Below are 13,719 nucleotides of genomic sequence, written 5' to 3' on the forward strand. Positions count from 1 at the left end.
CGTTTTCCGGATGGGCCAAACGTTTTTTCTCCGGGCCCCGGTACGCGCTACGGAAGCTTTTGCTGCGGGCAGCCGGCGAGGACCCGCTTCATCGCGTCCCGCTCACCGCCCGTCACCCACACCCCGTACTTCTTCTTCACCGCGATCTGCCGTGCCACATACGTGCAGCGGTACGCCTTGTTCGGCGGCAGCCAGGTCGCCGCGTCGCCGTCGGACTTGCGGCGGTTGGTGGAGGAATCGACGGCGAGCAGGTTGAGCGGGTCGTTGGCGAAGCGGCGCCGGGTCTCCCCGTCCCACTTCTGCGCACCCTTCTGCCAGGCGTCGGAGAGCGCCACGACATGGTCGATGTCGACCTTGCTGCGGCCCCGGACGTAGGGGACGGTGGTACCGGTGTACGGGTCGTCGGTGAGCGTGCCGGAGGCGACCTTGCAGCGGCCGTCCGTGAACCGGACGCCGGCCAGATCGCGCTTGAGGATGTCGTCGCGGGTGCCGCAGCCGTTTCCGTCGACGTCCACCCAGGCGCGGCCGAACTTCTCCCGCTCGTAACCGGTCTTCGGGGCGCGGCCCTTCACGGTGAGCGTGTCCACGGCGGCGAGCGCCGTCCCGCGCGCGGCGGGCTTGCCGGCCGCGCCACCGCCGGATTCCGGGCTGTCAGCTCCGGGTGAGCAGGCGGTGGTTATGAGCGCGGCGACGGCAAGCGCCGAGGCGGCCAGGGTCCTTCGATACGTCAGCACCCTGGAATCCTAGGCCGGACGGTACGGGGGCCTTCGCCCCCTTGGTCCCGAATCCGACGGACCGAAGGCCCTGGGAACCGATCGGCACGACACCCCTACGGCCTTTGCCGTGTCACACCTTGCCGATGCCGAGGGTGTTCTCGGAGGGCAGCAGGCCGGAGCCGATCGCGGCCAGCCAGGGGCCGCCGAGCAGCTCGGCGAGCCGGGCGGTGTCGTCCGGGCCGAGAGCGACCCAGGGGGCGGCGGCCAGCTCGTCCGTACGCCGCTCGACCTCGGCGCGCAGGGCACGGCCGGCCTCGGCGGGAGCCCCGTCCGGGTGGAGGAATCCCCGGGCGGCCAGGCGCTCCCGCGCCGCGGCCCACTCCGCACCGCTCCAGCCGCGGCTCTCGAAGACGGGCTCGGGCGCGGCGCCGATCGCCGCGAAGGAGACGAGCGCCTCGACGGGGTCGAGCCCGGCCTCGGCCAGGGCGGCGAGGTGCCCGTCGCCCCGGTGCTCGCGCAGGACCGTCGCGGCCTGCCAGAGGACGAGGTGCGGGGCCTCGGGCCAGGGCAGCTCGGCGTTGGCGGCGGCGAGGGGGCGGCTGGGGCGGCGCACATCGGAGTCCACGGTCGCCCCGGAGTCCGGGGTCGCCTCGGCGGCGCGGCGGGCGAGTGCGGCGGCCTCGGCGAGTTCGGCGCTCCCGACCGTCTCCTCCCCCAGGACCGTCCGGTACGTGCGGTCGACGGCGCGGAGCCGGGCGGCGAGGACCTCGGCCGGGGCGGCGGTCGCCCAGCCGGCGGGGACGTACCGGGCGACCATCGCGGGGCTGAAGCTGTAGAAGGTGTCGGCCACCCGGTCCGGGCCGGCCGTGCCGAGGGGCGCGGCGCGCCAGGCGAAGTAGGAGGGCCAGCGCTCGGCGGTGTCGTAGCCGAGGGCGGCGGCCTCCTCGAAGGCCTCGGGGGCGTAGTAGAGCAGGGCGTGCAGGGGTTCGAGCAGGTGCCACATCTGACGTACGCGTCCGGATTCCACAGCGTTCTCCTCTTCGTTCTCTTCGCCCGCTCGCTATCTTGTCACTGACTAGATAGTGAGCCGCCCCCTCGAACTTGTCAATGACTAGATGACGGCTAAGCTGCTGCCATGACGAGCACGAGTCGGGGCACGAGCACGGGTCAGGGCACGAGCCGGAGCTCCTACCACCACGGCGACCTGCGGCAGGCCGTCCTCGACGCCGCCCTCGACGTCATCGCCGCCGAGGGCCCCGGGGCGCTCAGCCTGCGTGACCTCGCGCGCCGCGCGGGCGTCTCGCACGCCGCGCCCGCCCACCACTTCAAGGACCGCACCGGGCTCCTCACCGCGCTCGCCACCGAGGGGTACGGGCTCCTCGCCGAGGCCCTCTCCTCCGCGCCCGAGCTGCGCGAACGCGGGGTGCGGTACGTGCGGTTCGCCGTCGAGCACCCGGCCCACTTCCAGGTCATGTTCCAGCCGGAGCTGCTGCGCGCCGACGACCCGGACCTGCTCGCCGCCAAGGAACGCGCCTCCGCCGAACTCCGCGCGGGCGTAGCCGACCTGACGGACGTCCCCGACGCCCGTACGGCAGGCATCGCGGCCTGGTCGCTCGCCCACGGTTTCGCGACGCTGCTCCTCACCCACAACGTGGCGGGCGCGGTGGGCGACCGGGACCCGGAGGAGTACTTCCGCTCGCTCACCGGCCTGCTCTTCACCACGCAACTCCCGCCCGCCGAGCCGCCCGTCGAGACGCCCGTGAAGCCCGTCGAGACGCCCATCGAGATGCCCATCGATACGAAGGCGCGGGAATAGCCCGCGTCGGTCAGCAATTGACGGATGACATGAGAACCACGAACACCCTCCGTCGTACCGCGCTGGCCCTGCTCACCACGGCCACCCTCGCCTTAGGGCCGGCCGCCACCGCCACCCCCGACCACGCGACAACGGGATCCGGAGCGTCCTGGCGCGGCGCCTGGGCCGCGTCCCCGCAGGCGCCGAGCGCACCCCTCGGACCCAACTGGTCGGGGCAGGGCTTCGACAACCACACCGTCCGGCAGGTCGTCCGCGTCACCGCCTCCGGTACGCGGGCCCGGATCGAGCTGAGCAACCGTTACGGCACCACCCCGCTGCGCATCACCGGCGCGACCGTCGCCCGTACGGCCAAGGGCGGCGCGGTGCAGCCGGGTTCGGTCCGCACCCTGCGCTTCGACGGGCGTTCGTCCACCACGATCCCGGTCGGCGGCACCCTCCTCAGCGACGGCACGCCGTTCCCGGTCAAGGCCCTCGAATCGCTGACCGTCACCCTCTATCTGGCGGGCGAGACCGGCCCCGCCACCTTCCACCAGTTCGCCGGTGCCACCAGCTACCGGGCCGACGGCGACCACCGCGCGGACGTGAACGGCACGGCCTTCAAGGAGACCGGCACATCCTGGTACTTCCTCTCCGGCGTCGAGGTCACGGGCGGCCGTGACAGCGGGCGCCGCGACGGCATCGTCGCCTTCGGCGACTCGATCACCGACGGCGTGGGCTCCGCGACGGACGCGGACAACCGCTACCCGGACGAACTCGCCGAACGCCTGGCCGCGGCCGGTCACCCGCGCGCCGTCCTGAACCAGGGGATCGCCGGCAACCAGGTCGTCAACGACACGACATGGGCGGGCGAGAAGGCGCTGACCCGCTTCCGCGAGGACGTCCTGAACGAGCGGGGCGTCCGTACGGTCGTCCTCCTCGAAGGCATCAACGACATCGGCGGCAGCACGGTGAGCTTCCCCGCCGAGCCCACCCCCGACGTCTCCGTGACCGAACTGATCAAGGGCCACCGCACACTGATCCGCCAGGCCCACGCGAAGGGCCTGAAGGTCATCGGCGCGACCCTGACCCCGGTCAAGGGCTCCTTCTACGACACCCCGGCCAACGAGGCGAAGCGGGACGCCTTCAACGACTGGGTGCGCACCTCGGGCGCGTACGACGCGATCGTCGACCTCGACCACGCGGTCGCGGACCCGACGGACCCGGACCGCATCCTCCCCGCGTACGACTCGGGCGACGGCCTCCACCCGAACGACGCGGGCTACCGCGCGATGGCCGAGGCGCTGGACCTGGACGAGCTGTAGTCCCCGGTCGGGGGTGCGCCCACGGCGCACCCCCACCTCCCCTACGCCTACGCCTACGCCTACGCCTACGACCCGAGGATCGTCGTCAGGAACTCCCCGGTCCACGCGAGCAGTTCGCGACCGACCACCGGCTTTCCGCCGATCTTGCCCGACGTCGGGCGCGGGACCAGGATCTGGTGGACCGCCGGCTTGATCACCGTGCGCGGGTACAACCGCTTCAGGCGCAGTTCCTGCGACTCGCGAAGCTCCACCGGGGCGAAGCGGATGTTCGCACCCTGGAGGACGATCTCGCCGACGCCGCACGCGCGGGCCAGCATGCGGAGGCCCGCCACCAGGAGGAGGTTCTCGACGGGTTCGGGCAACTTGCCGTAGCGGTCCGTGAGTTCCTCGCGCACGGCCCTGATGTCCTCCTCCGAGTTCGCCGAGGCGATCGAGCGGTAGGCCTGGAGCCGGAGCCGCTCGCCCGGTGCGTAGTCGTGCGGCATGTGGGCGTCGACCGGGAGCTCGATCTTGACCTCCAGGGGAGCCTCCTCCTCGACGCCCCCCTCCATCTGCGCCCGGTAGTCCGCGACCGCCTCGCCGACCATCCGTACGTACAGGTCGAAGCCGACGCCCGCGATGTGGCCGGACTGCTCGCCGCCGAGCAGGTTGCCCGCGCCACGGATCTCCAGGTCCTTCATCGCCACGTACATGCCCGCGCCCATCTCGGTGTGCTGGGCGATCGTCGCGAGCCGCTCGTGCGCGGTCTCGGTGAGCGGCTTCTCCGGCGGGTACAGGAAGTACGCGTAGCCACGCTCCCGGCCACGGCCGACGCGGCCGCGCAGCTGGTGGAGCTGCGAGAGACCGAAGTTGTCGCCGCGCTCGACGATCAGGGTGTTGGCGTTGGAGATGTCGATGCCCGATTCGACGATCGTCGTGGAGACGAGGACGTCGAACTTCTTCTCCCAGAAGTCGACGACGACCTGCTCCAGGGCCGTCTCGGACATCTGGCCGTGGGCGGTCGCGATCCGCGCTTCGGGGACGATCTCGCGCAGCCGCGCCGCCGCCCGGTCGATCGAGTCGACCCGGTTGTGGATGTAGAAGACCTGGCCCTCGCGCAGGAGTTCACGCCGGATCGCGGCGCCGATCTGCTTCTCCTCGTACGGGCCGACGAAGGTGAGGACCGGGTGCCGCTCCTCCGGCGGGGTGGTGATCGTCGACATCTCGCGGATGCCGGTGACCGCCATTTCGAGCGTACGGGGGATGGGGGTGGCCGACATGGTGAGGACGTCGACGTTGGCGCGGAGCTTCTTCAGCTGCTCCTTGTGCTCGACGCCGAAGCGCTGCTCCTCGTCGACGACGACCAGTCCCAGGTCCTTGAACTTGGTCTCGGACGCGAAGAGGCGGTGGGTGCCGATGACGACGTCGACCGAGCCCTCCCGCATGCCCTCCAGGGTCGCCTTCGCCTCCGTGTCGGTCTGGAAGCGGGACAACGCCCGTACCTTCACCGGGAACTGGGAGTAGCGCTCGCTGAACGTGCCGAAGTGCTGCTGCACGAGCAGCGTCGTCGGCACGAGGACCGCGACCTGCTTGCCGTCCTGGACCGCCTTGAACGCCGCCCGTACCGCGATCTCCGTCTTGCCGTAGCCGACGTCGCCGCAGATCAGGCGGTCCATGGGGACGGTCTTCTCCATGTCCTCCTTCACCTCGGCGATCGTGGACAGCTGGTCGGGCGTCTCCGCGTACGGGAAGGCGTCCTCCAGCTCGCGCTGCCACGGGGTGTCGGAGCCGAAGGCGTGGCCGGGGGCCGCCATGCGCGCCGAGTACAGCTTGATGAGGTCGGCCGCGATCTCCTTGACGGCCTTCTTCGCGCGCGCCTTCGTCTTCGTCCAGTCCGCGCCGCCGAGCCGGTGCAGGGTCGGCGCCTCGCCACCCACGTACTTGGTGACCTGCTCCAGCTGGTCGGTCGGGATGTACAGCCGGTCGCCGGGCTGGCCGCGCTTGGCGGGGGCGTACTCGACGAGGAGGTACTCGCGGGTCGCGCCCTGCACGGTCCGCTGGACCATCTCCACGTACCGGCCGACACCGTGCTGCTCGTGCACGATGTAGTCGCCGACCTCCAGGGTCAGCGGGTCGATGGTCTTGCGGCGCTTGGCCGGCATCCGCTGGCCGTCCTTGCCGGCCGCCTTCTGGCCGGACAGGTCGGTCTCGGTGAGGACGGCGAGCTTGAGGGCCGCGTCGACGAAGCCGAAGTCGATGGAGCCGGTCGACACGTGCACGACCGACGGCGAGATCTCCGCCAGGTCCGCGTCGAGACGGGCCGCGATGCCCTCGCCGCCGAGGACCTCGACCGTACGGGTCGCCGGGCCGTGGGCCTCCGTGACGTAGACCGTGCGCCAGCCGTCGGCCAGCCAGCCCTTGGTGTCGGCGAGCGCACGTGCGGTGTCGCCCCGGTACGACTCGGGGGCGTGCATCCCGAGCGTCAGGGTGTCCCCGTCGGAGCCGTCGGCCGTCGCGTCGGCCGCGAACGGCGACACCGACCACCAGGCCATGCCCAGCTCGCGCGCCCGGTCCCGGACGTCCGCGATCCCCCACAGCGAGGCCGCGCCGACGTCGATCGGGGCCTCGCCGCCACCGGCCGTGGCCGCCCAGGACGCCTGGAGGAACTCCTGGGAGGTCGCCACCAGGTCCGAGGCCCGCGTCCGCACCCGCTCCGGGTCGCAGACCACGGCCATCGCGCCCTTCGGCAGGACGTCGAGCAGCAGCTCCATGTCGTCGACGAGGACCGGCGCGAGGGACTCCATGCCCTCGACCGCGATCCCCTCCGCGATCTTGTTCAGGAGTTCGCCCAGCTCCGGGTGGGCCTCGGCGAGCGCCGCCGCCCGCTCGCGCACGTCCTCGGTGAGCAGCAGCTCACGGCAGGGCGGCGCCCACAGCCCGTGCTCGGCGACCTCCAGGGACCGCTGGTCGGCGACCTTGAAGTAACGGATCTCCTCGACGTCGTCGCCCCAGAACTCGATCCGGAGCGGGTGCTCCTCGGTCGGCGGGAAGACGTCCAGGATGCCGCCGCGCACGGCGAACTCGCCGCGCTTCTCGACCAGCTCCACGCGGGAGTACGCGGCGGCCGCCAGGCCCTCCACGATCTCGTTCAGATCCGCCGTCTGCCCGGACCGCAGCGCCACCGGCTCCAGGTCGCCGAGGCCCTTGACCTGCGGCTGGAGCACGGAGCGGATGGGGGCCACGACCACGCTCACGGGACCGGCCGCCGGGTCGTCGTCCCGGGGGTGCGCGAGACGGCGCAGTACGGCCAGACGGCGGCCGACGGTGTCGGAGCGGGGCGAGAGCCGCTCGTGCGGCAGGGTCTCCCAGGAGGGGTACTCGACGACCGTGTCCGGGTCGAGCAGTGACCGCAGCGCGGCGGCCAGGTCCTCGGCCTCCCGCCCGGTCGCGGTCACCGCGAGCACCGGCCGCCCCGAGTCCCGGGCGAGCGCGGCGACGGCGAAGGGCCGCGCGGCCGCGGGCCCGACCAGGTCCACGTGCGGGCGGTTCCCGTCGGCAGCGGCCTTCACCGCCTCGGCGAGGGCGGTGTCCTTGACGACTACATCGAGCAGGCCGTGCAGGCTCATGAAGCTTTCCATCCCGAGGGGTGACGGGGGCGGGCAACGCGAACAGCCCGACACGTCGCACGGGCCGGGGTGTCCAGCGTACGACGCGCCACGGACACCCGCTCCTGAAGCACGACCCGGCCGCCCCCGCGTGCGGCCATCCGCCCCACCCCCGTGTGGGCGGATGACCGCAGCTCTCACCCACCCCCGTGTGGGCAGTCGTCCCGCATGGGGGTCCCCTGCGGAACGAATGCCCACAACACGCGGGGTGGGCGCCGCCCCAGCGGGGCGACGCCCACAACGGGTGGGCGCGCTACTCGCTCGCGATCGCGTTCAGGACGTTCATCCGGCCCGCGCGGAACGCCGGGACCAGGGCCGCGAACAGGCCCACGAAGGCCGAGCCGACGAAGACCGTCAGGATCGTCGACCAGGGGATCTCCAGGACACCGAGACCCTCCAGGGCCAGCAGCTTCTGAGCGGCCGTTCCCCAGCCCATGCCCAGGCCGAGGCCGAGCAGCGCGCCGAACAGGGCGATCACCACCGACTCCAGGCGGATCATGCGGCGCAGCTGACGGCGGGAGAGGCCGACGGCCCGCATGAGGCCGATCTCCCGGGTCCGCTCGACGACCGACAGGGCCAGGGTGTTCACGACACCCAGGACCGCGACGACGATCGCCAGGGCGAGGAGCCCGTACACGATGTTGAGCAGCTGTCCGACCTGGTCCTGCAGCTGTTCCTTGTAGTCGGCCTGGTTGCTCACCTTGTACTGCGGGTACGGCGCGAGCGCGTCCTTGAGGGCCTGGTACGCCTGGGTCTCCTGGCCGTCCTTCGCGCTGGCGAGGATGAGCAGGCTCTGCGGCATCCGCTCGGCGGGGACGTACTCGGCGAGGGTGCTGATGTTGATGTACATCGCCCCCTTGTCGACCTGGCCGGTGTCGGCGGTGATCGCCGCGACCTTCAGCTTCGCCTTCTCGCCGCCCTTGAAGGCGAGGGTCAGGACGTCGCCGACCTTCACCGCGTGCTCGGTGGCGTAGTCGCTGCCGACCGACATGGCGCCCTTGCCGTACGCGTCGGTGAGGGTGCCGGAGGTGGTCTCGCGGCGCAGGTCCTTGACGTACGACGGTTCGGTGGCGGCCAGGTCGGCCTTCGTGGTCTTCCCGCGCGGGTCGGTGACGGTGGCGTCGACCCACTTGTACTCGGTGACGTGGTCGATGCCGGGGGCCTTCTCCAGTGCGGCAGCGGCCTGCGGCACGATCGGCTGCCCGGTGCCGGACTGCACGATGAAGTCGGCGCCGACGGACCGGTCCAGCTCGTCGGTGGCCGAGGCGACCATCGAGGAGCCGACGACCGACAGGGCGGCGACGAGCGCGAGGCCGATCATCAGGGCCGCTGCGGTGGCGCCGGTGCGACGCGGGTTGCGGAGCGCGTTCCGCTCGGCCATCCGGCCGACCGGGCCGAAGATCCGCAGGACGACGACGCCCAGGGCGCGGACGACCGCACCCGCGAGGAGCGGGCCGACGACGACGAAGCCGAGGAGGGAGAGGAGGACGCCGAGGCCGAGCCAGAGGGAGCCGGGACCGGCCTCCTCGGCGCGGGACGCCGCCACGAGCGCGGCCGCTCCCGCGGCGGTGAGGGCGAGACCGATGCCGCCGCGCACCCGGCCGGCCCTGCCGTCGGCGGGCGTGCCCGCGTCACGGAGGGCCGCCATCGGGGAGACCTTCCCGGCGCGACGGGCCGGGATGTAGGCGGCGAGGACGGTGACGACGATGCCGAGGGCGAGACCGACGGCCGGGGTCGTCCACGCCACCGTGAGGTCGCGGGTCGAGAGCTCCATGCCCACCGAGGACATGAGCTTCATGAGGCCGACGGCGAGCCCGATGCCCGCGCCGACACCGGCGACCGAGCCGAAGAAACCGAGGAGCAGCGCCTCGACGAGGACGGAACGGTTCACCTGCTTGCGGCTGGAGCCGATGGCCCGCATGAGGCCGATCTCGCGGGTGCGCTGGGCGACCAGCATCGAGAAGGTGTTGACGATGAGGAAGATGCCGACGAGGAAGGCGATTCCGGCGAAGCCGAGCATCGCGTACTTCATGACGTCGAGGAAGCCGGCGACGTCCTCGCGGCCCGCGTCGGCGACCTCGGCGGCGGTGTGCAGCTTGTAGCCGTCGCCGATCGAGGCGGCGATGTTCCGCTTGAGCGCGTCGTCGCTGACACCGGGCTTCGCGTCGGCCTGGACCTGCGTGAACAGGCCTTCCTTGCCGAGGAGTTCGCGCTGCGCGGTGGCGGTGTCGAAGTAGACGAGGGTGGCGCCGGGGTTGGTGACCTTGAAGTCGACGATGCCGGAGATCTTCGCGGTGAAGTCGCCGTCGACGGCGATGGTCCGCAGCTCGTCGCCGATCTTCAGGCCGTGCTTCTCGGCGGTGGCGCCGTCGACGACCACGTCGGTGGGGCCGCGCGGCTCGTGGCCGGAGACGAGCTCCACCGAACGGAGCTCGTTGGGGCTCCAGTTGAGGGCGATGGTCGGGGCGCCGCTGGTGGGCCCGACGTTCTTGTTCCTCGCGTCGACGACGGTGACGCTGGTGGAGGCGATCGCGCCCTGCGCGGCCTGGACGCCCTCCGCCTTCCTGACCTGCTCGACGAGCGAGGCGGGGAGGGACTCGGGGCGGCCGGACTGCGGGGTCTCGTCATCGGACGCCGCGCCCTTGGGGCTGACGCTGACGTCGGAGGCGGTCGACGCGAAGAGCTTGTCGAACGTCGTGTTCATGGTGTCGGTGAACACGAGGGTGCCGCTGACGAAGGCGACGGAGAGCAGGACGGCGATGGCGGAGAGCGCCATGCGGCCCTTGTGCGCGAAGAAGTTGCGCAGCGAGGTCTTCAGGACACTCATGACGTCCGCCCGCGCGCGTCGAAGTCCTTCATGCGGTCGAGGACGGCGTCGGCGGTCGGCCGGAGCATCTCGTCCACGATCCGCCCGTCGGCGAGGTAGAGGACCCGGTCCGCGTAGGAGGCGGCGACCGGGTCGTGCGTGACCATGACGATCGTCTGCCCCAGCTCGTCGACCGAGGTGCGGAGGAAGCCGAGGACCTCGGCGCCCGCCCGCGAGTCCAGGTTTCCGGTCGGCTCGTCCCCGAAGATGATCTCGGGCCGGGCGGCGAGCGCGCGGGCCACGGCCACGCGCTGCTGCTGACCGCCGGACAGCTCGTTCGGGCGGTGCTTGAGCCGCTCGGAGAGACCGACGGTGTCGACGACCCGCCGCAGCCACTCGGCGTCCGGCTTGCGGCCGGCGATGTCCATCGGCAGCGTGATGTTCTCGATCGCGCTCAGGGTCGGCAGCAGGTTGAACGCCTGGAAGATGAAGCCGATCCGGTCCCGGCGCAGCTGGGTGAGCTTCTTGTCCTTGAGGCGGGTGATCTCGGTCTCGTCGAGGTAGATCTCGCCGCTGGTGACGGTGTCGAGCCCGGCGAGGCAGTGCATCAGGGTCGACTTGCCGGAACCCGACGGTCCCATGATCGCGGTGAACTGTCCGCGGGCGATGTCGACGTCGACGGAGTCCAGCGCGACGACCCGGGTCTCCCCGGAGCCGTACGCCTTGACGACCTGACGCGCCCGCGCGGCGACGGCCGTACGCCCTCCAGTACCCCCGTGCCTGGGGATGGTCACAGCCGTGGTCACGGTTTTCTCCTTGGAGCAGTGGGTGGGTCGAGCTGGGTTTGTAAGTTCAAGTTAAGAAGCCGGAACGGCCCTTCTCCTCCTCCGCCGGGACGAACGGCCCCTGGCCCGTATGGGGGAGATGCCCCTAGGGGTTCCTCCACCCGTGGTCGGGGTGGGACCCTGACTCCGAACATTTAGGTGTACGAAGAAAGGAATGCCGCGGTGACGGAGCCGTACGTGAAAGGGGTCGCGACGGCAGGTCCGACCACCCCAGCCGCCCGCCGCGGACCCGTAGTGGCCGCCCTCATGCTCGGCATGGGACTCGCCGCCATCGACGGCACCATCGTGTCCACCGCCGTCCCCCAGATCGTCGGCGACCTCGGCGGACTCGCCGTCTTCTCCTGGCTGTTCTCCGGCTATCTGCTCGCCGTCACCGTCACCCTGCCCGTGTACGGAAAGCTCAGCGACACCTTCGGCCGCAAGCCGGTCCTCATCGCCGGAGTCGTCCTCTTCCTCATCGGCTCCCTGCTCTGCGCCGCCGCGTGGAACATGACCTCCCTCATCGCCTTCCGCGTCGTCCAGGGCCTCGGCGGCGGCGCGCTCCAGGGCACGATCCAGACCATCGCCGCCGACCTGTACCCGCTGAAGGAACGCCCCAAGATCCAGGCGAAGCTCTCCTCCGTATGGGCCGCGTCCTCGGTCGCGGGCCCGGCGGCCGGCGGCCTCCTCGCGGGCTACGCCGACTGGCGCTGGATCTTCCTGATCAACCTGCCGGTGGGGCTTGTGGCGTTGTGGCTGATCGTCAGGCACCTGAAGGAACCGGAGCGGGCGGCCCCCCGGGACCCCGGGACGCGCGTACGGATCGACTGGGCCGGAGCCCTCGCGATCTTCGCCACCGGAGCCCTGCTCCTCACCGCGCTCGTCCAGGGCGGCGTCGCCTGGCCCTGGCTGTCCGCCCCGTCCCTCGGCCTCCTGGCCGGAGCGGCCGCCCTCGGCGCCGTCACGGTGGTCGTCGAACGGCGCGCGGCCGAACCGATCATCCCCGGCTGGGTCTGGCGCCGCCGCACGATATCCGCCGTCAACCTCGCCCTCGGCGCGCTGGGCCTGCTCATGGTCGCGCCGACCGTCTTCCTGCCGACGTACGCCCAGTCCGTACTGGGCCTCGGGCCGATAGCCGCCGGATTCGTGCTCTCGGTGATGACCCTGAGCTGGCCCATCACCGCCGCGCTCTCCAACCGGGTCTACGGCCGGATCGGCTTCCGCCTCACCGCCGTCATCGGCATCTCCCTCGCGCTGCTCCTGCTGCTCGCGTTCCCGTTCCTGCCGTTCCCCGGGGAACCCTGGCAGCCCGCACTCCTCATGCTGCTGCTCGGCGGAGCACTCGGCCTCTTCCAACTGCCGCTGATCGTCGGCGTCCAGTCGACCGTCCCGTACGAGGAACGGGGCACGACCACCGCGTCGGTCCTCTTCTGCCGCCAGGTCGGCCAGAGCGTGGGCGCGGCGCTCTTCGGCGCCGTGGCGAACGGCGTCCTCGCCGCCCGCCTCGGCGGCGGCGACCTCGACACCCTGGCCCGCGCCCTAGACGCCCCCGACTCCCTGACGGCCGAGGCCATGGACCACCTGCGCCGGGCGGTCGACACGGCGGTGGACTACGTCTTCGTGGGCGCGGCGGGAGCGGCGGCCCTCGCACTCCTGGTCCTGCTCACCCTCGCGCCGCGCCGCTTCCCGGTCCTGAAGGAGGCGGCGGGGGGCGACCGGGGCGAAGAGGCACACGCCTAGTGCGGTGAATCGCGGCGGACCCGCGAGCCCGCCGCGGAATCAGATGTCGCCCTGGACCAGGGCGTGCAGATGCTCGTCGTGCCATCCGTCGGCGTGCAACAGCGCACTGCGCATGGTCCCTTCGATGGAGTAACCCGCCTTCTCCGCCACACGGCAGGAGGCCACGTTGGCCACCGAGTGGCACAACCGAAGGCGATGCAGGCCGAGATCGTCGAAAGCCCACCGACTGACACGCTCCGTCGCCTCGACGGCGACGCCCCCGCCCCGTGCCTCGGGCAGCAGCCAGTAGAAGATCTCGGCACCGCCCCCCGCGAGATCGATGTCGCCCCAGCCGATCAGACCCGCCGCCGCGCCGCCCGGCCGGGCGATGGCCCAGATCGCGCTGAGCTCGTCCTGCCACCGCCGGCACATGGCCTCGATCCTCCGATGCGCTGCCTCCGGGGAGTCCACCAGCAGACGGTTCCAGTGGCGGATCGCCTGATCCCGACCGGCGGCGAGCAGGGCGTCGGCATCGTCGAGCCGCCAGGGACGCAGCTCCCACCCGCTGGACAGTCCGAGTACGGGCTGCTCCATGTCGGCCAGACGGCCGGCGGGAACGACGGGCGGTATGGGCGAGGAAGAGATCATCGCGGCATCGTGCCACACCGCCGCAGCCGGAAAGAGCCCTGCCTGTCTCCTGCGGGTCACGGAGGCGCCACGGCCCGGTAGCCCGGATCGAGGTGGGCGACACCCGCGCCGAGCGCGTACCGCCCCGACCCGGACAGCTCACCGGCCCCCGTCCGGAACTCTCGGACGGGGGCCGGGGGTTGCTGCTCGTCGACGCGCTCGCCGACCGCTGGGGCTGGTGCCCGAGGCTCGGGGGCGCCGGGCAA

At 71.8% G+C, this 13,719-nt stretch carries 9 protein-coding genes; 3 read left to right on the top strand and 6 right to left on the bottom strand.

Translation table 11 applies throughout. From position 1 onward, the window contains the following. Positions 1 to 47 precede the first annotated feature (47 nt). Both OG462_RS18725 and OG462_RS18730 read right to left on the bottom strand, forming a co-directional pair. Positions 48 to 734: an HNH endonuclease family protein gene (locus tag OG462_RS18725; RefSeq protein WP_406058977.1), complete on the bottom strand. Its 687-nt coding sequence runs from the start codon at positions 732 to 734 to the stop codon at positions 48 to 50. 112 nt (positions 735 to 846) lie between these two features. Beyond that, the gene (locus tag OG462_RS18730) at positions 847 to 1,719 is read right to left on the bottom strand and encodes an SCO6745 family protein (protein ID WP_406066606.1); all 873 of its coding nucleotides are present in this window, start codon (positions 1,717 to 1,719) and stop codon (positions 847 to 849) included. Positions 1,720 to 1,851: 132 nt separating this feature from the next. On the opposite strand from OG462_RS18730, the gene OG462_RS18735 reads away from it, so the two are divergent. Together OG462_RS18735 and OG462_RS18740 are read left to right on the top strand one after the other, a co-directional pair. Next, a complete protein-coding gene (locus OG462_RS18735) occupies positions 1,852 to 2,532 on the top strand; it encodes a TetR/AcrR family transcriptional regulator (protein WP_406058979.1) in 681 nt (226 codons plus the stop codon). A 29-nt stretch (positions 2,533 to 2,561) separates the two neighbouring features. Continuing rightward, positions 2,562 to 3,833, top strand: a complete 1,272-nt coding sequence (locus tag OG462_RS18740; RefSeq protein ID WP_406058981.1) for an SGNH/GDSL hydrolase family protein — start codon at positions 2,562 to 2,564, stop codon at positions 3,831 to 3,833. A 65-nt stretch (positions 3,834 to 3,898) separates the two neighbouring features. On the opposite strand, the gene mfd is transcribed toward OG462_RS18740, so the two are convergent. From mfd to OG462_RS18755, 3 genes are all read right to left on the bottom strand, one after another. Then, positions 3,899 to 7,438 carry a transcription-repair coupling factor gene (gene mfd / locus OG462_RS18745; RefSeq protein ID WP_406058983.1) on the bottom strand — a complete coding sequence of 1,180 codons (3,540 nt, stop codon included), beginning with the start codon at positions 7,436 to 7,438 and terminating at the stop codon, positions 3,899 to 3,901. Positions 7,439 to 7,730: 292 nt separating this feature from the next. Next, positions 7,731 to 10,304, bottom strand: a complete 2,574-nt coding sequence (locus OG462_RS18750) for an ABC transporter permease (RefSeq protein ID WP_406058985.1) — start codon at positions 10,302 to 10,304, stop codon at positions 7,731 to 7,733. Then, complete coding sequence (locus OG462_RS18755; protein ID WP_406058987.1) at positions 10,301 to 11,089, bottom strand: ABC transporter ATP-binding protein; 789 nt, start codon at positions 11,087 to 11,089, stop codon at positions 10,301 to 10,303. Before OG462_RS18755 ends, OG462_RS18750 begins: the two co-directional genes overlap by 4 nt. Before the next feature lie 285 nt (positions 11,090 to 11,374). On the opposite strand from OG462_RS18755, the gene OG462_RS18760 reads away from it, so the two are divergent. Beyond that, positions 11,375 to 12,847: an MFS transporter gene (locus OG462_RS18760; protein ID WP_406066607.1), complete on the top strand. Its 1,473-nt coding sequence runs from the start codon at positions 11,375 to 11,377 to the stop codon at positions 12,845 to 12,847. A 39-nt stretch (positions 12,848 to 12,886) separates the two neighbouring features. Here the strand turns inward: OG462_RS18760 and OG462_RS18765 are convergent, their stop codons facing one another. After that, positions 12,887 to 13,474 carry a GNAT family N-acetyltransferase gene (locus tag OG462_RS18765; protein WP_406058989.1) on the bottom strand — a complete coding sequence of 196 codons (588 nt, stop codon included), beginning with the start codon at positions 13,472 to 13,474 and terminating at the stop codon, positions 12,887 to 12,889. Positions 13,475 to 13,719: the final 245 nt, after the last annotated feature.

This window comes from Streptomyces sp. NBC_01077, assembly GCF_045162855.1.
GTDB lineage: Bacteria > Actinomycetota > Actinomycetes > Streptomycetales > Streptomycetaceae > Streptomyces.

Excerpts from the sequence above, each read along its gene's own strand:
- OG462_RS18740 (WP_406058981.1), top strand. The coding sequence starts at position 2,562 with ATGAGAACCACGAACACCCTCCGTCGTACCGCGCTGGCCCTGCTCACC.
- OG462_RS18730 (WP_406066606.1), bottom strand. The coding sequence starts at position 1,719 with ATGTGGCACCTGCTCGAACCCCTGCACGCCCTGCTCTACTACGCCCCC.
- OG462_RS18765 (WP_406058989.1), bottom strand. The coding sequence starts at position 13,474 with ATGATCTCTTCCTCGCCCATACCGCCCGTCGTTCCCGCCGGCCGTCTG.
- OG462_RS18760 (WP_406066607.1), top strand. The coding sequence starts at position 11,375 with ATGCTCGGCATGGGACTCGCCGCCATCGACGGCACCATCGTGTCCACC.
- mfd (WP_406058983.1), bottom strand. The coding sequence starts at position 7,438 with ATGAGCCTGCACGGCCTGCTCGATGTAGTCGTCAAGGACACCGCCCTC.
- OG462_RS18735 (WP_406058979.1), top strand. The coding sequence starts at position 1,852 with ATGACGAGCACGAGTCGGGGCACGAGCACGGGTCAGGGCACGAGCCGG.
- OG462_RS18750 (WP_406058985.1), bottom strand. The coding sequence starts at position 10,304 with ATGAGTGTCCTGAAGACCTCGCTGCGCAACTTCTTCGCGCACAAGGGC.